General features: G+C 34.4%; 17 protein-coding genes and 3 pseudogenes. 7 read left to right on the top strand and 13 right to left on the bottom strand.

The features are described 5' to 3' along the window. Positions 1–2,634: 2,634 nt before the first annotated feature. From TERY_RS20755 to TERY_RS33755, 4 genes are all read right to left on the bottom strand, one after another. Complete coding sequence (locus TERY_RS20755) at positions 2,635–6,504, bottom strand: Ser-Thr-rich GPI-anchored membrane family protein (RefSeq protein WP_011613624.1); 3,870 nt, start codon at positions 6,502–6,504, stop codon at positions 2,635–2,637. A gap of 784 nt (positions 6,505–7,288) precedes the next feature. Beyond that, entirely contained in the window at positions 7,289–7,411 is a 123-nt protein-coding gene (locus TERY_RS37560) for a hypothetical protein (RefSeq protein ID WP_011613623.1), read from the bottom strand. Positions 7,412–7,741: 330 nt separating this feature from the next. After that, positions 7,742–8,278, bottom strand: coding sequence for a hypothetical protein (locus TERY_RS20750; protein ID WP_011613622.1), 537 nt, complete (start codon positions 8,276–8,278; stop codon positions 7,742–7,744). Between the two features lie 895 nt (positions 8,279–9,173). Further along, positions 9,174–9,260, bottom strand: a complete 87-nt coding sequence (locus TERY_RS33755) for a hypothetical protein (RefSeq protein ID WP_155994723.1) — start codon at positions 9,258–9,260, stop codon at positions 9,174–9,176. 389 nt (positions 9,261–9,649) lie between these two features. On the opposite strand from TERY_RS33755, the gene psb35 reads away from it, so the two are divergent. Next, positions 9,650–9,835 (top strand): photosystem II assembly protein Psb35, encoded by a 186-nt coding sequence (psb35, locus tag TERY_RS20745; RefSeq protein WP_011613621.1) that lies wholly within the window; start codon positions 9,650–9,652, stop codon positions 9,833–9,835. 399 nt (positions 9,836–10,234) lie between these two features. Here psb35 and TERY_RS20740 read toward each other — a convergent pair whose 3' ends face one another. Next, the gene (locus TERY_RS20740; RefSeq protein ID WP_011613620.1) at positions 10,235–11,563 is read right to left on the bottom strand and encodes a DUF3754 domain-containing protein; all 1,329 of its coding nucleotides are present in this window, start codon (positions 11,561–11,563) and stop codon (positions 10,235–10,237) included. 618 nt (positions 11,564–12,181) lie between these two features. On the opposite strand from TERY_RS20740, the gene TERY_RS20735 reads away from it, so the two are divergent. Continuing rightward, positions 12,182–13,573, top strand: a complete 1,392-nt coding sequence (locus TERY_RS20735; RefSeq protein ID WP_011613619.1) for a DICT sensory domain-containing protein — start codon at positions 12,182–12,184, stop codon at positions 13,571–13,573. Positions 13,574–13,757: 184 nt separating this feature from the next. Here the strand turns inward: TERY_RS20735 and TERY_RS37555 are convergent, their stop codons facing one another. Together TERY_RS37555 and TERY_RS33750 are read right to left on the bottom strand one after the other, a co-directional pair. Next, complete coding sequence (locus tag TERY_RS37555) at positions 13,758–13,886, bottom strand: hypothetical protein (RefSeq protein WP_370495988.1); 129 nt, start codon at positions 13,884–13,886, stop codon at positions 13,758–13,760. A 155-nt stretch (positions 13,887–14,041) separates the two neighbouring features. Next, the gene (locus TERY_RS33750) at positions 14,042–14,203 is read right to left on the bottom strand and encodes a hypothetical protein (RefSeq protein WP_155994543.1); all 162 of its coding nucleotides are present in this window, start codon (positions 14,201–14,203) and stop codon (positions 14,042–14,044) included. Positions 14,204–14,379: 176 nt separating this feature from the next. Between TERY_RS33750 and TERY_RS25790 the strand changes: the two are divergent. The 3 genes and pseudogenes from TERY_RS25790 (at position 14,380) to TERY_RS31345 (ending at position 16,289) form a co-directional block, all read left to right on the top strand. After that, positions 14,380–15,334, top strand: a pseudogene (locus TERY_RS25790) (IS5 family transposase). A 57-nt stretch (positions 15,335–15,391) separates the two neighbouring features. Then, positions 15,392–15,727, top strand: a complete 336-nt coding sequence (locus tag TERY_RS20725; RefSeq protein ID WP_370495985.1) for a helix-turn-helix domain-containing protein — start codon at positions 15,392–15,394, stop codon at positions 15,725–15,727. A 55-nt stretch (positions 15,728–15,782) separates the two neighbouring features. Next, positions 15,783–16,289: an HARBI1 family protein gene (locus tag TERY_RS31345; protein WP_155994541.1), complete on the top strand. Its 507-nt coding sequence runs from the start codon at positions 15,783–15,785 to the stop codon at positions 16,287–16,289. 17 nt (positions 16,290–16,306) lie between these two features. Here TERY_RS31345 and TERY_RS20715 read toward each other — a convergent pair whose 3' ends face one another. The 5 genes and pseudogenes from TERY_RS20715 to TERY_RS20705 form a co-directional block, all read right to left on the bottom strand. After that, a complete protein-coding gene (locus TERY_RS20715; RefSeq protein ID WP_011610086.1) occupies positions 16,307–17,344 on the bottom strand; it encodes an IS630 family transposase in 1,038 nt (345 codons plus the stop codon). 265 nt (positions 17,345–17,609) lie between these two features. Next, positions 17,610–17,975 carry a transposase gene (locus tag TERY_RS33745; protein ID WP_155994539.1) on the bottom strand — a complete coding sequence of 122 codons (366 nt, stop codon included), beginning with the start codon at positions 17,973–17,975 and terminating at the stop codon, positions 17,610–17,612. A 13-nt stretch (positions 17,976–17,988) separates the two neighbouring features. After that, a pseudogene (locus tag TERY_RS33740) lies at positions 17,989–18,183 on the bottom strand (transposase); the annotation flags it as partial. 35 nt (positions 18,184–18,218) lie between these two features. Continuing rightward, complete coding sequence (locus TERY_RS33735) at positions 18,219–18,413, bottom strand: transposase (protein WP_063823353.1); 195 nt, start codon at positions 18,411–18,413, stop codon at positions 18,219–18,221. Between the two features lie 35 nt (positions 18,414–18,448). After that, positions 18,449–18,958: a D-arabinono-1,4-lactone oxidase gene (locus TERY_RS20705; RefSeq protein ID WP_044136972.1), complete on the bottom strand. Its 510-nt coding sequence runs from the start codon at positions 18,956–18,958 to the stop codon at positions 18,449–18,451. A gap of 136 nt (positions 18,959–19,094) precedes the next feature. Between TERY_RS20705 and TERY_RS20700 the strand changes: the two genes are divergently transcribed. Further along, on the top strand, positions 19,095–19,667 hold the full coding sequence (locus TERY_RS20700; RefSeq protein WP_370497297.1) for a transposase: 573 nt from the start codon (positions 19,095–19,097) through the stop codon (positions 19,665–19,667). Positions 19,668–19,772: 105 nt separating this feature from the next. Here the strand turns inward: TERY_RS20700 and TERY_RS37550 are convergent. Further along, positions 19,773–20,213: pseudogene (locus TERY_RS37550) on the bottom strand (FAD-binding protein); the annotation flags it as partial. A gap of 269 nt (positions 20,214–20,482) precedes the next feature. Between TERY_RS37550 and TERY_RS20690 the strand changes: the two are divergent. Then, positions 20,483–21,799 carry a DUF3500 domain-containing protein gene (locus TERY_RS20690; protein WP_011613611.1) on the top strand — a complete coding sequence of 439 codons (1,317 nt, stop codon included), beginning with the start codon at positions 20,483–20,485 and terminating at the stop codon, positions 21,797–21,799. Positions 21,800–22,047: the final 248 nt, after the last annotated feature.

The raw sequence follows: 22,047 nt of genomic DNA, 5'->3' as shown, positions 1-22,047 counted from the left end.
TATTTATTCAACAAAAAAAAGAGAATAGGAAAGCGATCGCTCTTGAAGAAAACCAAAGCAAGCAAGTCTAAGAAGAAGCTCATCAAAAAATCATCATAGAGCTGGTAGGCTAGTATTCAAAGTGCTGACTTACTTTACCGAGATTTTTCATCCTGTGGAGCTCGAGAAAAAAAAAGAGGTATAGGAGTTGCAACTTCTGAAAAAAATTGATAGACTATGAATATAAGGAGAAGCACGCCTATATGCATGATTATTTATTCAACAAAAAAAAGAGGACAGGAAAGCGATCGCTCTTGAAGAAAACCAAAGCAAGCAAGTCATAGAAAAAGCTCATCAAAAAAATCATCAATAAATTAGAGCTGACAAACTAATATTCAAAGTGCTGCTTTTTTTTTTACTTTACCGAGATTTTTCATCCTGTGGAGCTCCGAAAAAAAGAGGTCTAGGGTTGCAACTAATATTCAAAGTGCTGCTTTTTTTTACTTTACCCAGATTTTTCATCCTGTGGAGCTCTGAAAAAAAAAGAGGTATGGGGGTTGCGACTTCTGAAAAAAATTGATAGACTATGAATATAAGGAGAAGCACGCCTATATGCATGATTATTTATTCAACAAAAAAAAGAGGACAGGAAAGCGATCGCTCTTGAAGAAAACCAAGACAAGCAAGTCTAAGAAGAAGCTCATCACAAAAATCATCAATAAATTAGAGCTGATCAACTAATATTCAAAGTGCTGCTTTACTGTACTGAGATTTTTCATCCTGCGGAGCTCTGAAAAAAAAGAGGTCTAGAAGTTGCCACTAGCATTCAAAGTACTGCTTTACTGTACCGAGATTTTTCATCCTGTGGAGCTCGAGAAAAAAAGAGGTATAGGAGTTGCAACTTCTGAAAAAAATTGATAGACTATGAATATAAGGAGAAGCACGCCCATACACATGATTATTTGTTCAACAAAAAAAAGAGGGCAGGAAAGCGATCGCTCTTGAAGAAAAGCAAGGCAAGCAAGTCTAAGAAGAAGCTCATCACAAAAATCATCAATAAATTAGAGCTGATCAACTAATATTCAAAGTGCTGCTTTACTGTACCCAGATTTTTCATCCTGTGGGGCTCCGGAAAAAAAAGAGGTCTAGAAGTTGCAACTAATATTCAAAGTACTGCTTTACTGTACCCAGATTTTTCATCCTGTGGGGCTCCGAAAAAAAAGAGGGGTAGAAGTTGCAACTAATATTCAAAGTACTGCTTTACTGTACTGAGATTTTTCATCCTGCGGAGCTCTGAAAAAAAAAAGAAGAAGCTCATCAAAAAATCATCAATAAATTAGAGCTGATCAACTAATATTCAAAGTGCTGCTTTACTGTACCGAGATTTTTCATCTTGTGGAGCTCCGAAAAAAGAGGTATAGGGGTTGCGACTTTTGAAAAAAATTGATATACTATAAATATAAGGGTAAACACGCCCATACTCATGATTATTTATTCAACAAAAAAAAAGAGAATAGGAAAGCGATCGCTCTTGAAGAAAACCAAAGCAAGCAAGTCTAAGAAGAAGCTCATCACAAAAATCATCAATAAATTAGAGCTGGTAGGCTAGTATTCAAAGTGCTGACTTACTTTACCCAGACTTTTCATCCTGTAAAGCTCCGAAAAAAAGAGGTATGGGAATTGCAACTAATATTCAAAGCGCTGCTTTACTTTACCCAAACTTTTCATCCTGTGGAGCTCCGAAAAAAAGAGGTATAGGGGTTGCGACTTTTGAAAAAAATTGATAAACTATGAATATAAGGGTAACTACGCCCATACTCATGATTATTTATTCAACAAAAAAAAAGAGAATAGGAAGGCGATCGCTCTTGAAGAAAACCAAGACAAGCAAGTCTAAGAAGAAGCTCATCACAAAAATCATCAATAAATTAGAGCTGACAAACCAATATTCAAAGTGCTGCCTTACTGTACCGAGATTTTTCATCCTGTGGAGCTCAAGAAAAAAAGGGGTATAGGAGTTGCAAGTTCTGAAAAAAATTGATAAACTATAAATATAAGGGGAAGCACGCCTATACGGATGATTATTTATTCAACACAAAAAAGAGAATAGGAAAGCGATCGCTCTTGAAGAAAACCAAAGCAAGCAAGTCTAAGAAGAAGCTCATCAAAAAATCATCAATAAATTAGAGCTGGTAGGCTAGTATTCAAAGTGCTGACTTACTTTACCCAGAACCCAGACTTTTCATCCTGTGGAGCCCCGAAAAAAAAAGAGGTATAGAGCTGATCAACTAATATTCAAAGCGCTGCTTTACTGTACCGAGATTTTTCATCCTGTGGAGCTCAAAAAAAAAAAGAGGTATAGGGGTTGCGACTTTTGAAAAAAATTGATAAACTATGAATATAAGGCCAAACACGCCCATACACATGATTATTTATTCAACAAAAAAAAAGAATAGGAAAGCGATCGCCAAAACCAAAATTAAACCGACAAAAAAAGCCTCAAGAGACTTTCAAATAAAAAAACCATATCCCCATAACCAAAACCTTCCTACCATAGTCTACCAGAAGAAAAAATCAAGAAACAAACATATCCAAATCCCCATCCCAGGAGGGATTAAGAGTCAGCTCCCCTCCTAGGACTTAACATTTAAACCCCTAGATTAAACCATTAAACTCATTATTAGAGTCAAAAGATTGATAACTAGGGAAACCTAAATAGTCACGCTCGCTACCCAAACCATTTCCACCTGACCGCCATCCATAACGCGATAATAATGGTTGGTAAGTATTCCCAGTATAATTACTATCATAGTAAGAAGAAATGTAAACATCACCAATATCATCTTTATTACCTACACCACTCTCAATATCATCTATCTGGTAAAAACCACTAGTAACACTTAAAATATCATCCGAAGAATATGTACCCGATTTTTCATACAAAAAACCACTATAAGAATCACCTACATTATAATAATAAGTAAAATAGTATTTATCAGAACTCACATCTTCTGTTTTAATACTAAAATTGCTATTACTAAAATCATAAAGACTACCCTTCTCAACACTTTGAATAGCAACTTGATAATTACCACCAGTAGTCAAATTTGTCGGTACCTTCCAACTGTAACTACCATCACTAGGAGTTGAATTACTTATCATCTGCTTATACCTGTTACCCTGAAACAAATAAATACGAACATTCTCCCCAATATTATCATCCCAAGTAATATTATAAGTATCTCCTGTATTCAGAATATCCCCTCCATTAGGCGACATCACCGTAATAAAATCATCAGGTTCAATAGTAAAACTACTGTCGCTATAGTCATAAATACTACCTTTCTCAACACTTTGAATAGCAACTTCATAATTATCACCAGCAGTCAAACTAGTCGGCACCGTCCAACTGTAACTACCATCACTAGGAGTTGAATTACTTATCATCTGCTTATACCTGTTACCCTGAAACAAATAAATACGAACATTCTCGCTGATATTGTCATCCCAAGTAATATTGTAAGTATCTCCTGTATTGATAACATCCCCCCCATTAGGCGACTTCACAGTAATAACACCATCCGGTTCAATAGTAAAATTACTATCACTAAAATCAAAAATACGATCTTTCTCAACACTTTGAATAGCAACTTGATAATTATCACCAGTAGCCAAATTTGTCGGCACCCTCCAACGGAAACTACCATCACTAGAAGTTGAATTACTTATCATCTGCTTATACCTGTTATCTTGATACAGATCAATACGAACATTCTCGCTGATATTGTCATCCCAAGTAATATTGTAAGTATCTCCTGTATTGATAACATCCCCCCCATTAGGCGACTTCACAGTAATAACACCATCTGGTTCAATAGTAAAACTACTGTCGCTATAGTCATAAAGACTACCTTTCTCAACACTTTGAATAGCAACTTCATAATTATCACCAGCAGTCAAACTAGTCGGCACCGTCCAACTGTAACTACCATCACTAGGAGTTGAATTACTTATCATCTGCTTATACCTGTTACCTTGATACAGATAAATACGAACATTCTCGCTGATATTGTCATCCCAAGTAACATCGTAAGTATCCCCTGTATTGATAACATCCCCTCCATTAGGCGACTTCACAGTAATAACACCATCTCGTTCAATAGTAAAATTACTATCACTCAAGTCAGAAACCCCAGCATCACTGACACTAGTAATTTTCACCTTATAGTCACTACCAATAGCCATAGACGTAGGCAAAGTCCAACCATAACTGCCATCACTAGCAGTTGAATTAGTAATTATGCTATCAAACGAACCCCCCTTGTACAACTCCAGCTTCACATTTTCACTAAAATTATCATCCCAAGTAATAGTATAGCTTTTTCCTAACTTCAGAGTGTCACCTCCATTAGGGGACTTCACAGTCACTGAATCTTCTGGAGTTTCAAAACCGTAGATATACTGTAATGCATTCACGTCATAAGACCTCAGATTATCTGCGGTGTAAGTAAAGTTATATGACATCACAGTATTGCTCGTATTATCCTCATTTTCTGGCAACGTATCACCATCCTCGTGAGGATGCTTTAAACCAACAGCATGACCTAACTCATGGATCAGAGTCATATAACCATGAGTTCCCGGACCCCCCTGAAAATTGTTATGATCACCATTACCATCATAATAAACATTAAAATGGACATCACCAGCCAAATCAAGAAGATTTCCCGCATTATAATCATCTGCATACGGATAATATGCATAAGCATAATTTGGGTTACTTGATTTCATAATTCGAATTAGACCATAGCTATTAGAAGTATCCGCTACCTCTACAAAATCAAGATCCGAAAGAGGCTCATAAATATTTTCAAGAATATGTCGAATATCTTCCTGAACCTTATCACTAACCTCCCCAACATCTCTTTCCGCACCATAATATGGACCTGAATCATTATCATAGAAGCTATAAGTTATTGTGTTAGTTCCCCACTTATAAGGGCTTAATAACGCATCAATCTGATAATCTCCAGATTTAGACGTTTGTGCCTCTTTAACTATATTTGCCAGAGAATAGTCAGCACCAAAAAAGCCTTCCTGCTTTAGCTCAATTACATCCTCATCTTTCTCAAAATCAATAAAGTCTTCTTCACTCCCCATGCCACTAGCACCAGAAGGCAAATCTTCACTAGCATAATAAGGAACATACTCTTTTTTAGTTTCTAAATCATAATAGCTTTCCAGGTAAACCTCTCCATCTTTTGCTTTAGCCCCCGCTTTACTAGAACTAGAAATATAGTATTTACCGTTAGCACTTGCTTCATTTTTTTCTTCATTAAAGTCATAGTAACTATCTACTTCATAAGTTCCTTTTGGAGCGTAAAAATAGCCACTATAGTAGTCCTGAAACTCATTATCCTGACTACCACTATAGTAGTAAGTAAACTCGTACTTTTCTAGATTCTTAGAACCTGAACCTACATCCAAACTCAAAGTATATTTAGCATCTTCATCATTCGACTGCACCTTTACATAATAAGTCCCTGGGTTCAAAGTCCGCTCAATATCTTCTACCTTATTAAGGCCTTTAGTAGACTTCTCAATAAGCCTCCCCTTATTATTCAGCAAATACAAATCTGCATTCCCACCGAGGCCACCCAACTCAATATCTACATCCGTCTTTTCTTCAACCTTAAACCGATAAAAATCCCTCTTATCAGACTTACCTACAAATTCCTCAAACTGCTCATTATTCTTCAGAGCTCCAAATTTATAGGCTTTTTTCCGGTTATTACCTACCTTATCTTCTTGCTGAGAACCTGAACCTACACCCAAACTCAAAGTATAATCAGCATCTTCCTCATTCGACTGCACCTTTACATAATAAGCCCCTGGGTTCAAAGTCCGCTCAATATTTTCTAAGCTATCACCACCTTTAGTAGACTTCTCAATAAGCTTCCCCTTATTATTCAGCAAATACAAATCCGCATTTCCACTGAGGCCACCCAACTTAATATCTACATCCGTCTTTTCTTCAACCTTAAACTGATAAAAATCCCTCTGATCAGACTTACCTACAAAATCCTCAAACTTCTCATCATTCTTCAGAGCTCCGAATTTATAGGCTTTTTTCCGGTTATTACCTACCTTATCTTCTTGCTGAGAACCTGAACCTACATCCAAACTCAAAGTATAATTAGCATCTTCCTCATTCGACTGCACCTTTACATAATAAGCCCCTGGGTTCAAAGTCCGCTCAATATCTTCTGCGTTCTTACCACCTTTAGTAGACTTCTCAATAAGCTTCCCCTTATTATTCAGCAAATACAAATTTGCATTCCCACTCAGGTCATCCAACTTAATATCTACATCCGTCTTTTCTTCAACCTTAAACTGATAAAAATCCCTCTTATCAGACTTACCTACAAAATCCTCAAACTTCTCATCATTCTGCAAAGCTCCAACTTGATAAGCTTTTTTCCGACTATTGTCTACTTGATCTGGTTTGTTATATCTGTTGTTCATAATAGCCTCCCTATAAAAAAAATCATTATTTAACATTTATTTTATTTATAATATACTATTTTTACTACTTATTGACAATAATTTTTTCCTTAAAAAATACTAAAAATAACTAAAGAAAGTCAAAAGTAAGGTGAGCCAAAAATCAAAATTAGGATAAGTAGATTAGACAATTGAAAAAAATCCTGCTCAAAAACCATCAATAATTTATACAATCTGGATTTAGGTCTAACTTTCTACTTTACTTTACCCTTACTTTCATTCTGTGAAGCTCCAAGAAAAAAGAGACGTTGCCATTGCACCTTCTCAAAAAATTTGATATATTATGAATATAATGATTCGCTCGCCCATACTCATGATTATTTATTCAACAAAAAAAATAGGACAGGAAAGCGATCGCTCTTGATGAAAATCAACTCAAGCAAGAAATAAAAAAAATCCTCAAAGGCGTTGCCATTGCACCTTCTCAAAAAATTTGATATATTATGAATATAATGATTCGCTCGCCCATACTCATGATTATTTATTCAACAAAAAAAATAGGACAGGAAAGCGATCGCTCTTGATGAAAATCAACTCAAGCAAGAAATAAAAAAAATCCTCAAAATAGATAAATTGAAAATAGTACATTAATACCCACCCCAAACCAGAATAATATTGCCAATAAATGGGACGAAATGTCCCATTTATTAACCAGCAAAAAACCTCACACCATCATCTTTGATGTGGAGTGAGGCTTCTCAACGATAAAGCTAAAAAATCAAGAAAAGAATGAACCATAGCCTACTTAGTGAGCAGAGCCATTACCATGATAATCATCAGTATCATAAAATCCATTCTGTGTACCAAAGAACAGGCAACCAATAGTAAACAAAAAAGTTAATCCGACTAAAATTAATTTGACATCCATAATTTAGAAACTCTATTATTATAAATCTACTTTACAATAGAAAAAAAAGAGTCTAGTTAATTTTATAGAATTTCTTTTGAATTCTCCCACACAAAAACCATAATAAAAGAAGCGAATTAGTGCTAGAATTTATTTAACAGTAGCTATATTAGTTATCCGTTCTCAATTATTGCATACTTGTAATAGTACATAGTTAGTATCCAAGGAAACCATACAGTTTCTCAAAAATTTTTCTACATTCAATGCAGAATTGATATGACTTATTTCCAACTCTACAAATTGATGCATTATTCATAGAAAATTTGCCCTCTCCAAAAAAACTTCAAAAAATCAACTCAACCAAACCAGCCCAGTCAAAGTCAGAATTATCAATACTAAAGCCACCAAAACAAACTGATTATCTTGTGTATTGACCTTACTCGGATCCACAACTTCTAACTGAGAAATTTCTGTTTTTGGCTGAGGCGAAGGCGACTTAACTTGAGAAACCAGACCACTACCCCCACGATCTTGAGCATCACTTTCAGAAATAGCCCCCAAATCAGGGATTTTTGTTACCCACTCAGGTCGAGTTCTCAGTACAGGTGCTTCCAGAATAGCTAATATACGTTTTGCTTGTTGGCGAGTCTGTAAATAAGAATGATGAATAAGTTTTTTACAAAGAGTAGTAGCTTCTTGAAACTTACCCACAGCTTGATATACTGTCACTAGCCATATTTGTGTCTCTCCTCCCAACCGAGAATTAGGATTAACATTTTTTAAAGCAGTCTCTAAATGCTGTAATGATTTACTATATTGGCCGCTTTCAAAGGCCTGTTTACCAGCATTAAATTCAGCTTCAAATAATTCTAGATTTTCTAAATTCACAATCTGTTCTATAAATAAGACTGATACAAAGCATTAAAAATAGAGATTATAATGATCTCTAAGAAAATTGAATAAAACGTCCCTTGCTTTTACTAAAACCATCAGCAGTTACTTGTCCATAAGTATTGACAGTCGAAGTCACCACTCTAGTAGTATATCAATAACGTGAGCAGACCCACAACACATCTGTGATAATGGAAAAAATCTTATTACTACGATCGCGATCATTGAAACAACAACAACAAAATATAAAAAACTTAAACACTTACCTCAAACTACTTTAAATTACTTAATATACTAAATTAATATCAATTAGTTGTCAATACCTGAAAAATGAACTTCAACTGTATACTACTATATAGAGTGAATAATCAATAAGAGCAATCTTCACACTCTGTGCAGGGTAGAATTAAACTTTATTTCCCTTTGCGATCGTTAACTGTTCACTCAAAAATATCCAGTTATTTAAGTTCAATAAATTTCACCCATTATATAATTTTCCCACTTCTATTCACTCCAATTCAAATCAAAGTAAGTCATAAAATTTATCATAAAAATCAGGCACATTTACTATCATCAATTATTCCACTAAAAAAGAAAAAAACTTGTTAAATTCCCCCTTTTTTTTAGCGATGCTTTATAAACACCTTTCTGAGCATAAAAAAAATCAAAATCGAAAAATCATCTATTGGTCATTAAATTAAATAAATATTTGAGAAAATTAAATATATTAAAAAAAATTAATTACACCCTTAGGTTTATACAAAATCTAGTTAGAAAAGGAGACTTGTCCAATTATCCAATACCCTATTTAGTAAAAGCTGTAACTTCAAAAAATACCCACTCATCAATGATAATTGAGAACTTAGTATAAACCCTTCTAAAAAACCTACGATTATCTAAATAAATATTTGATTGTTCCTATAATTAAATATTTATATACTAATGGCCAAAACTTAGGATTTTCCAAATATGGATTCATTTCTGAAAATAGAAAAAATATAACTCAACTCCACTAACCACATTATTTTTTCAATTGATTAGTATAGATATTAACTTTAACCCAGTCTAGAAATAATAGTAAACTGCTTTCCCATTCAAGCATAAATTATAATAATAGCTTCTAAAAAAAAGATAATTAAAGCCTGACTTGCTAAAAATTATGACCTCACAAGCTAACTAACATCAAAATAACCAACCAAAATAAAAATAGTTAATCAGTTAGCTATTTTATTCTCACCGTTCAATCACAGATTATAACAAGAATACCCAACAGCTATAATATGATTAGTATATTTTTATTTGAACCTATCCAGACCATGAGATAATATTAATAATGCTCAAATAAAAAATAGAATAGGAAGACTAAATATGGTAGAAAGCAATCTATGGATTCCGATAGGAGTTGTTGTCGTAGGCTTTGTGGCTGCTGTAACCATCGGTTCAATTGCTTGGTATAATTCTAAACGTCCTCCAGGTTGGGAAAATACTCAACGTCCTGATTATATTCCTCAATTTAGCGACAAAGATAAAAATACTGAAGCGAATAGTGAATAATATCAAGTATGATTAATTAGTCATAATAAAGTAGCTAGTTTTAGTCATCTTTAGATAACTTATACTATTAGGTAAGAAATTTATTTCTTAGCAGATAAAATCGAATCACCAAAAATCCTAATCTGTGCACTTTTAGCTTAAGTTATCTCAAAGATGACTATTGCTCATCTGCTATATTTTTCATATTGTAATTAATCAATGTAGCCTATAATTATGTGTAAGTATTTATCTCTCCCGAGTCTGTAAATTATTCTTATATTGTACAGACATTCTATGGAAAATTCCTAGGCATAGTAACCCTTAACAGTTAGTAATTGGGGGGTAATTACCTTATTGAAAATTGCATTGTATTCTACCAGTAGAAATAACTAGAAAATATAAATATTTTAGTACAAAGCATCAATAATAAAGATTATCCCAGATATAATCTATTAATTTCTTCCCATTATCCATAGATAGAACTTGACAACAACCATTTTCATCATAGCTCAACAATGAAACATCCGGAATCTGATCTTCGTTTTTACTATCACTGATAATTTTACCTTTAATTTGTGTCAAATTATTTAAAGGACCATCAATATCAAAATCAATTTTTCTATCAAATTTTTTTTCCATCCATACCTCAATTTTATTGTCTAATTGTTCTGGAGTTAGTGATGTATTGCTAGTTAGCAAATGATAATATACCAAGATAATTTCCTTACATTCTTCTTCTTCAGCATCATCAACTAAACATTGAAAGACAGATGCATTATTAGCAATTATTTGAAAAAATAACGTTTCTGTGACCTGCTTTTGAAACTTAATTTGTTTATTTTTATATTGAGTATATTGCTTGAAACAAAATCCTCCTAAAGTAACTAATAAAGATAATGTAGCTATTAAAATTCCTGTCATGTTCTTAATATCTTCCGGACTAACTCTCAAATTGAATCTTTCTATATGAGACGGACCAAAAGTTAGAAAGATAATGACACTAATAATTAGTAAAAATTGGGGTAAAATTTTTAGAGCAAGAGGTACTGCTGCACCAATAGCAGGCACTGCTAACATGAGACGATCTTTTAAAGTCATACTAATTTTTAGGTTAGGAAATAGAAACTCAATATCATCTTTAGGAATATTTTTGTAGAGAGAAAGATAGATTTTACTAGGTATTAAATTAGACTCTTCCATCAATTTTTCAGAAGAATCTACATTCTTTTGGCTTTGGAATTTAATTAATAAAGCAACCCTTTCAAAAATATCAATTTTCTTTTCAATTTTTTGGAAAAATTTCTTAACCTTTATAGTTTTATATATGTCTCCGCGACAATAACATATTATCTCTTCAAAATCATCAAAATTGATATCTGTCTTAAGTTCAATTAGTGATTTTTTTTGAAAAGCACGTTCCAAACTAGCTTTAGAAATAGGGTAATAATTACTCTGCCCTAGAATTTCCTGAAAATTCTCAACAACCTTATTTTTCATTATTATAAGTTGTGAGTATGAGCAATCAACAATAGATTTAGTATCAATATCAGGATTAAAAGGAGCATAGCTTTCTTTGAATATTTCTAGTTTTTTATGTAGTTTAAAATGATAATAAGCCACTAGAATAGAACAAAAATCTCTAAATTTTTGTAAAGAAGCATCTGGTAATTTACCATCTCTAATACAAAGTTCTATTAAATCTCTGCGAGAATAAGGAATAAATGCTTCCCTGTCTTGATAGACCGCCATAGTTGTATACTTAATTAGATTAGAAAATATTTTAGCACTTTTTTTATTACAAAAACTTCATGATACTTGACAAAATCATCAAAATTTGTGTAAATACACTAAATTGAATTATCCTACTGTTAAAGGTAACTAGAAAAAAAAGACAAACATTTGAAGAAAGATTTAGCAGCCAGGATATAAAGTCAGGGCAAACCTATCTTATTTGCTGATTCCTATATATAGTGTTTTAACAATTACATCAACACTATATATTGAAAGTATATTGTCAATAAGCACAATAAACCAGAGTTGATTGAGAATTAACTAGAATTTCTTGACAAGATGCATTTGCCATGGAGATAAAATAAAAAAGGTATCAACACTCACTAATTAGCTTTTCAAAGGTTTGAATAGAGATGATTGAGTGCAGAAAAACCATCCAGCTTTTAGAAGAAGCAGTGAATTTTATCTAAATATTATATTTCGTAGGTTTTTAAAGTAAGTGAGTTATATGTCTAAGTCTAGAAGGTTGCTAAATCTGAAAGTCTTACATGATTTATCTTTAAATATTATAGCTTACTAATTTAACAAATACCCTAAATTAATTCTGTCTTAGTTAAATAATTATAATTTTAAAAAATGGATTCCAAAGCAACTTTAAATCAACTTAAAAAAAGAAGTCCAGAAGGAAAATTGCCCGGCAGTTATGGAGTTTATTTTAAAAATACACTAGTAGCTCTATGTCATGCTTTAGAAGACCACATATTACAAGTCAGCAGTCAACATCCAGAAGCTAAACCATTAGTTTTAGCAACATTTCAACAAGGAAAATGGTATCTGCAAGAAGCAGACCGCTATCAAGAATTAGCTCAATGTAGCCGTCACATTATGATAGCAGCAGTAGCAGATAGTGGTTTATCCAAACATCCTACAAGTAAGTTAGATAATGTATCTTTAATTAATCTAGAAACAACAGACAGTATAGTTAATGAATGGAATCTAATTATTCTAGCTCCAAGTTACCGAGCTATGGTACTTTGCCATGAACTCTCTGAAGATGAATATTTACCCAACTGTAAACCAACTGTAGATATAGAAAGAAAATTCTATGGTTTATGGACTTTTGATGAAACTTTAGTAGCTAAAGCAGCCGAAATTCTTGTAGAAAGATGTCGCCCTTACAACCCAGAACTCGCAGATACAATTCAAAAACAACATCAGGAAATTATTGAGACTAAAGGTATAGCACCCACAGATATGAGCGGTGTAGTTTCTAGAATAGTTTCTTACCTGCAAAAAACTCAGGAACAAATGATTGCTATCAATAGACAAACAAGGGAACTTTGGGAACTAGAAGATCAAGCATTACGCGTGACTCACAACCTTAATACTAACAAGTTGCAAGCATTTATACGAATGGCACAGAAAGTAGACGAGCAAGATCAAACAAACCCCCTTGCATCTTTGCAAGTAGCAGCTTTATGTGAAACTTTAGGGAACTTGTTAGATTTACCAACCCCAAAATTGCGACGTTTACGGTTGGCAGGATTATTGTTTCGAGTTGGCTTAGTTTCAGCTCCAAAAGAAGTATTTTCTAAAACACCTGATGAGTTAGATCCTAAAAGTTTAAATTTTTGGCAGAAACAGAATCTGTTTGGATCTCAGTTATTAGGAGCAATGCCAGAGTTAGTACCTATCACTAAAATTATTGCTCATTACTTAGAATACTGGGATGGTAGTGGTAAGCCAGATGGTCTCAAAGAAGAAGAAATACCGATAGAATCTCGTATTCTGGGTTTAGTTTCTTACTTCCAAGAGCTGACAATACCAAGGGGTAAACGCCCTGCTCTTAGTTTGGGAGAATCTCTAGAAAAGTGTAGCGCTCGCAAAGGCACTTATTTTGACCCTACTTTAGTAGAAACCCTCAACAATGTAGTTCGATTAACAGAAATGGGTCTAATGGAGTTACCTAAAAGGCCAAGTCAATTACCCAACGTTTGGTTAGAAGATGTTGCTAGGCTAATCGAATAATCTGTGGGATCTCATGAGAAGGTGACAATTCTTGCAAGTGACTTAAAAAATTATGTTCGAGTTTTACCTTCCTCCAAACACCCCGTGAAGTCTATCCCACAAAAAATAATTTTTGGGGATTTCACTCTTTTTATATTACCTCAATTAATGGTTGGAAAAAATAGTAGGATAGGTTCTCCATCGGTCAAATGGCTGCTATCCCTACTTTACCAGATTTACCAGGAATTGGAACTTCATAAATAACTGTTTGTTGAACTTTACCCATCGATAAAATTGCTTGCTTTGCTTCTTTGGTTTCCACACTAAGAAACATTTTCTCTTTTCCAGCGAAAACTATCACTGATATACTCAACAAACAAAAAAAACGGATTTCGGATGATTTATGATGTATTAAAGATAATATTGATAGTATTCACCATAAACCTATAGTTAACTTTTCTAACTCTAGTGCTGAGAGTAAGCACTTAGTCAGTCGAACATAACGACTCTGATATAATAGACTTGTCGCTCTTCTAAAACCTGAAAAGTGGCAAAACCAAATGGCTTTGTTGCATGAATGTTGCGATCGCAGATGACTCCCTGGAGAGATGCAGTTCTAGATGTGTACTTGATAACTTTCGGGTTTACCATTCTGTATCATGGGGTTCAGGATAGCGCATTGAATAGACATCTCCAAAATAAAAATTAAGGTATAATTGTCATGAAAAATTTGTAAAAACTATATACTAATGAGGCTTTGTTGTATAAAGATAGAAAATATGGTAACAATAAGCGTGTGGCACAAGAAACCTATAGTAAGGGTAGAGATGAGTAAGTCCAAGTCCAAGTCTAAGTACCTCTTCAGCAACTGGTCGTAGGTCTGATGCGTCCCTAAGACAGAGAGGGAGCCTCACATTTTGGTTGAATGATGAAGTCATAGAGCAGTGGGTAAATCAACAAAAAACTGGACGTAGGGGGGCATCAAATACCTATAGCAATACGGCCATTGAATTTATGGTCACTATACAATCATTGTTTGGTCTGGCCGGACGACAGACTGAAGGTTTTGTCGAATCTATATTTCAATTGATGGACTTAGATTTACCAGTACCAGACCATAGCACTGTATCCTGTCGCTTGCTCAAACTGAATATCCAACTGCCAGTTATACCAACTAATGAAACTATTCCGTACAGTAGTAGACTCTACAGGGGTGAAAGTTTACGGAGAAGGTGAATGGAAAACAAAAGTTCATGGTGTCAGTAAACGGCGTACATGGGGTAAATTACACCTAGGAGTAAATGAGGCTACAGGAGAGATTGTCAGTGGAGTAGTGACTACCAATGATGTCAGTGATTCACAAGCATTTTCTGAACTTGAGAAATGGAGTAGATGGGGAAATAGCCCAAGTATCAGGAGATGGAGCAGAGCACAAGTATAAATGTTACCAGAAAGCTAACCAACTAGGAGCAAAAGTAACAATTCCACCCAGGAAAAATGCAGTAATAGGTCAACACGGCAACTGCAAATGCCCACCTCATCCCAGAGATGAAAACCTCAGAAGAATCAGAAAGGTAGGACGCCAAAAATGGAAGCATGAAAGTGGTTACCATCGGCGTTCTCTATCAGAAACCACAATGTTTAGACTCAAAGTGAGCTTTGGAGGTCAGTTACGACGAGGAAAATTCGAAAGCCCAAGCAGTAGAGTTGTTCATACAATGTGCCATGCTGAACCGTATGATTCAAACAGGTAAACCCAAAAGTCACAAAGTGAAAATCTAGTTAACTTCCTGATGGAAGTTTTTGGCGATCACTACTTTCATGCAACAAAGCCTACTAATGACTCAGATATTAGAATATATTAATAACCACCCAAAAGAAATAAAAAGAGTTATTGGGATTACCAATGAGCAATTTAAAAAAATATTAGGAAATGCTCAAAGACTTGCATTAAAAAAAAGACAGGCGATCGCTAGTCAAGAAAAAAGACTAATTAAGACAGGAGGAGTCAGAAAAAAAAGCTTAAAACTTGAGGAAGAAATCATCTTAACTTTATACTATTTACGCCATTTCCCCACATTCCAAATACTAGGAATATACTTTGGTGTCAGCTCATCAACAGCAAATAATATTTTTCAGGCTTTGGATAGATATATTACAAGAGTTACTGCCTAGTAGCTTGTTAGAACAATTTCAAAAAAAAGAAGACGAATATTTATGGATACAATAAATTTTAACAGAACAAGAATTAATTGTAGATAGTACAGAAAAAAGCATATATAGGCCATACTCTGATGATAAACAGAAAAAATATTACTCTGGAAAAAAGAAAAACCATACATTAAAAAACCAAATAATAACGACAGAAAAAGGTACAGAAATAGTAGATGTAAATGTGGGAAAAAGAGGTCCAGAAAGCGATGTAAATTTACTCATAAAACAACTTTCAAAATTTGATAAAGAACAAAAATTTCAGGGAGATAAAGGGTATCAAGGAGCAGAGAGAACTATAACACCAAAAAAAAAGCCTAGAAAACAAGAAATGTCACCAAAAATGAAAGAAAATAACTTGAAATTAGCTAAAAAGAGAATCTTTGTGGAACATGTTATTAGGTTGCTCAAAATATTTGGAATAGTTAGAGAAAGGTTCAGATTAAAAGAATATAATTATGAAAAGGTAATTTTAACAATATGTGGTTTAGTCAGACTAAGAATAGGAGCATTAATATTAGCATGAACCCTACTATAGCAATCCTAAGTAGGTTGCGGCAAAATTTCATACTGAAAAAGTTTTGGGAAATTGAATATTTGACCATCCGCAAAAAACTTAAATAGCCACTTAACTACTTTAAAAGAACTGCAAAGATGATAAAAAGTAATACTGAAATTTTTGGTTTGTAACCAAATATCTTCAACAGGATTTTGCTCCGGAGCATTGGGAGCAAATCTTGTACAATTTATCAACAATTCTTCTTCTGATAAGTATTGATTAATTGTCATTAAATATTCTCGAAATTCTTGAGAGTTATGGTAAGTTGCCCCATCCCAAAATATTGCCAATTTGTTGCCCGGTCTTTGCTTCTGCAAATATTTAATAAATTCAATAGTATTTTTAGTATTTCCACTCTCATATTCTTGCACAAGAAATTCCTTGGTTTTATAGTCTAAAGCTCCATAATAAGTCTGTCTTTCTTTTTCATTTTTAATTGCAATTTCTATTCTTTCATCTGTTTTTCCCCAAGCATAACCTAATATGTCTCCCCATAGAAGATGACATTCATCAATCATAAACACTGTAAGCTTTCCAGTTTCTATTTCTGGTTGCCATTTAGCTAAAAATTCCTCTATTTCTTTTCTTTTAACTTCTACTAATTCATCATTTTTAGCAGGATTCTTTTTTTGAGTTTTTTTCCAACTTATGCCCGCTTCTTTAAACAAGTTATAGTAACTTTGATTAGACTCAAAAACCACATCATATTGCTCCTGTAAGTAGTTTTTTAAATCTGATAACCTAAGATAATCTTGTGCTCTCAACCACTCAATTGTTTTCTCTTTTTCGACCGTTTTTAAGTAACCTTGTCTCCCTTGATACTGAAGCCTTAAACTTTCTACACCATGAAATAATGCTTGGTTTTTCCATTCACTAATAAAACTGTGAGAAACATTTAATAATTCTTTGACTTCATGGTAGGATTTTCCTGACAAGGTCATTTTTACGGCCAAGGCCCTTTTAATTTCTTTAGACTCTTTTGTTTGATTAATAAAATCATTTAGTTTATCTATAATATTCATTTTTTGTCTTTTTCTTAGATCTGTTATTCTTACTATTATATCTGTTGCGACCAATATGGGATTGCTATATATGTAGAAAAGAAGATAACAAAAACAACAGCTCAATATGGTGAATAATAAACAGTAACTATCTCTAACACCATAAAGTATGTAAAAAATGACTATCTGGGGGATTAGGCGCTAATTCCTTGAAAAATAGTCACAGTAAGGGAAGTGGGTATTTTTGGAGATGTCTAATGAATAACTCCACTGCTTGATTATCAAATTATCGTCTTCGTAACTTCCCACCAAATAAAACTTTGAACCTAAACATAGTGGTTCCAGATAGAGAGCGTCTATGGTATCCACTTTCATGCTTCCATTTTTGCCGTCCTATTTGACGAATTCCTCTGAGGTTCTCATCTCTGGGAGCGGGTAGGGCTTTACAGTTGCCATGCTGCCTAATCACAGCATTTTTACGCGGTGGAATGGTCGTTTTTATGCCTCTTTGGTGAGCTGTTTCATAACACTTGTATTTGTCATCAGCCCCATCACCTGAAACTTGGGCTATTTCACCTTCTACTCCATCTAATAGGTCAGAAAATACTTGGTCGTCACTCACATCATTGGTTGTGACAACTGCTGTGACAATCTCTCCGGTGGCCTCATTCGCACTCTAGTAATTTACGCCATGTCCTACGTTTACCTACACCATGAATCCTGGTTTTCCATTCCCCTTCACCGTAGACTTTGACCCCTGTAGAATCAACTACCAAATGCATCTCTTCTGTCCTTGGTCTCACTGGTATCCCGATATTTAGTTTTCTGACCCTACGGCATACAGTGCTATGGTCTGGTACAGGTAAATCTAATCTCTAAAAATCAAATATAGATTCTACAAATCCTTCTGTCTGTCGCCCCGCCCTGCAAACAAACTACTGAGAGTGACCATTAGTTCAATAGCTACATCGCTATAGGTATTCGATGCTCCCTGACCCCCAGTTTGATGTTGATTTACCCACTGTTCTATCACTTCATAACTTAGCCAAAATGTCAGGCTCCCTCTCTGCTTTAAGGAGGCATCATCCATACGACCAGTTGCTAACCCGGTACTTGGACTTGGACTTACTCATAAGGAGAGTTAATGCAGGATTTGGTGCTACCCACTGTTATTTTTACCATCTTTCCTTGCTTTGTGCAACAAAGCCGTTCAAATGTATAATAGCCAATGAGTTTTTCTTGATACCAACTCTGGAGGCGTTGGAAAAAGTTTTGTCTGGGAGTATTTTTTCCTGGTGGTTTGCGAGTTGCACTCCACTCCCATACCCTATCTACATGGGGTAAATACCAAAAACGATAGTGGTCAGCTTGTAAGCGTTTTAGTAATGTATCTAATACATTTTCTAGAGTTCCTGGCTGTTCTTGTACTTCTAGGTCAAATTCTTTCGTTGTTCGTAATTTGAGTTCTATAGAACCTCTGAGTGTATCTTTTTCCTCCAATGTTATACTAGAGAGCGATCGCCAATTATCCGAAACAAGAGTTAGGCAAATGCCATATTCAAGCAGTTTAACAGATAAAGAATGGGTTCTGATTGAACCATCCCATACCAAATAAGAAGAAAACTTGTCCCACAAAATGGAGCAACAGAGAAATCTTAGATGGTATTTTGTATCAATTAAAAAATGGTTGTAATTGGTGTGATACAATAAAGATTTACCACCTTATTCAACAGTATTTTGGCATTATAAACAATGGCGAGAATCAGGGGTAATTGAGAAAATTAGAGATGTATTACATTCTCAAGTACGTCAACAGGTAAAAAAAAAGCGCTCCGGGACAACTTTAATAATCATTGATTCACAGGCAGTAAAAAACACTTGTAATGCTGGTGTCAAGTCCAAGGGATTTTGTCTTTACAAAGCTACTAACGGTATCAAAAGACACCTAGCAGTAGATAGTCTTGGTTTTCCTTTTTTCACCCATTGTACTAAGGCATCAGTATCTGATGATGCAGGATTAATAGAAATGTTGTCAGACAATATTGACTATTTTAAATCCAAACCAGTCAACATTCCTAAAATTACAATCTTACTTGATCATGGATATCATCCCGAAAAGATAATAGAAGAGTTAAAGAAAATTTATCCAGGGTTACGGACCAAAATTCCCTTGAAACTATCACCAAAACCATCAAAAGCAGAGAAAAAACAGGAAGGGAAAACAGGATTTGTCCCAGTCAAAGCAAGGTGGGTAATTGAGAGAGCTAACTCTTGGATGGAGAGATGTAAAAGCTTGAGCAAAAAAATTGATGGGAACTCTGAAAAATGCTACTGCCAAGATTAATCTTTGTTCTATTCGACTAATGCTCAAGAGATTAGCGTTGGCAGAGGATGGTGGCGGTAGCTATATCGCCTAATTTTTTAAAGATACACTCAGGGTTTCTATAACTTATCCGAAACTTCCCTGACGGCATTTTGCCGCATTAAATAGTTGAGAATTTTCATCTTTGGAGATTTTGATAACTTCTCCTAAACCTATTACTAGTGTAATTTCCTGAATAATTGTTGAGAGTATCCCATAATTTAATCCTGTACCATGAGTTGCTGTTGCTATTGCACCTCCTACAGTTTGATCGGAAATCGAACCTAGATTGGGCAAAGCTAGTCCATGTTGGCCTAGGCCTTAACTCAACTCTTTTAGGGTAACTCCTGCCTGAGTTACAATAGTTTTACTGTCCCAGTTAATATTTAGAATCTGATTCAAGCGATCGCTACAAATCAAATCGTAATTACTCATGGTAATATCGCTGGGAGAATGTCCTGAACCAAATACTCTGATTTTTGTTTTCGGTTCTACTGCTTGACGAATAATATTTCTAGCTTCTTCAGTTGAAGCAGGGCAATCTCCACATAGGGGTCGGCATTGATACTAGTTCGACCAATTTATAAAGTGTTTTTCATTTATCATCTCATGTTTTTTTCAACAAAAAAATTATTTTTACCCAATAAATTTATTCAAGCATTACTGTCACAGCCCCCCGTTGAATCTTGGAGTATTCCAGTTGCTTTTCTGCTCTCAAATTTTATTAGTGGGATAGACTTATGGTATTTTTTTACTGATAGAAAATCATTTTTCAGATTGTAAAGAAGGAGTTATAAATGGGACAATTGAACAAATTATTTGTCATGATCTTATTAGTATTGAGCCTTGTCTCATGCTCGAATAATCCGGGAAATGAAATCAAAAAAGCATTAGTAGCCTTTCTTGATTTACTGAGTGCAGAGCAAAAATCTAAACCTCTTGCACCGTTTTCTCACAAAAAAAGGAATGGCTCGGATTTTCTCCCCGATAAGTCCGTCAAGTCTGAAAAAAAGCGCCTTGGTTTAGTTATGGAACAGATGAATTCAAAGCAAAAAGATCGGACTCTATACTCTGAGACTGATTCCATGCTAAGTTATTCGGGAAGTAACATGATAAAAGCGGCTAATAGTTTTCTTGGTTCACTCACTCGAGATCAAAAATCTCAGGCCTTTGCAGAATTTTCTCACGAAAACAGGAATGACTGGGCTTACCTTCCCGACTATTTCCTTCCCTTAAGCAGCCCTGATAAAAAGCGCTTTGGTTTGGCGATGAAACAGATGAATTCAAATCAAAAAAAGCTGGTTGTGAACCTTCTTGAAACAGCTTTAAGTGCAAAAGGTATTCTCACGACGGAAAATGTCAGGATGCTTGAAAAGGTTATATTTTCTTTGAACCCAAAAAAGCCTTTCTTTGACCCAGAACTCTACTATGTCTCTATTTTCGGAACTCCTTCAAAGGATAAAACCTGGGCTTGGAGTTTTGAAGGTCATCACATTTCCATTAATATTACTCTGGTAAATGGCCATCTCTTATCTGTTACACCAACTTTTTATGGGGCAGTCCCAACTGTGGTTTTGAAAGGAGAATACAAAGGTTTTCAGGTTCTTAAAGATAGTCTAATGGTTCTAAAAGATGAAGAAAATCTAGTCAAAGAAATTGCAGAATCCCTTACAGATGATCAATTAAAAAAAGCCTTTATCCAAGAAGCGCCTCCAAAAGAGATCTTTTCTAAAATTTCTGATTTGACGAAAGTAGACACAAATATTTTAGATCCTCGCAAAGGTCTGAAATACAGTGAAATGAATTTAACTCAACAAGAGAAAATCAAAGATCTGATTAAAGTCTATATTGATAAATTTCGCCCTGAGCTGATCAAAAATCTGGACAATTCACCACTGACAGAAATTGAGACACTGGTCTTTGTTTGGGTAGGCTCATTGGAAAAGGGAAAACCACACTATTACCGACTTTGTACCACGAACCATTTAATTGAGTATGACAATTTTGTAGACACAAATATTGATGCTCCCCATGTTCACACAGTCTGGCGTGAGTTCGATGGTGATTTTGGCGAGGATTTACTAAAAAAACACTATCAAACATACCATCACTGATTATTTTAAAGTCGCGTCATTGCAACTTCTTATTTAAAAACTGTGTTGGTGATATTGTAAATATTAGGTAGTTTTAATTAGGACTTACCAATCTACTGCGAAAGTATTGTCCTGAAATTACTGTCCTGATAGACTGCGACCCGTAGCCCTTCCTTATAATAAGAGAAATATATTATTTTACATAAGTTCTATATAATTTTAACTAATAAGACTATATAACTTTATTCTTGAGTATAATATTTAACTAT

It is taken from the genome of Trichodesmium erythraeum IMS101 (assembly GCF_000014265.1).
GTDB classification, from domain to species: Bacteria; Cyanobacteriota; Cyanobacteriia; order Cyanobacteriales; family Microcoleaceae; genus Trichodesmium; species Trichodesmium erythraeum.
Note: the sequence above shows the minus strand (reverse complement) of the source record. Positions and strands in the feature narration are given on the sequence as shown.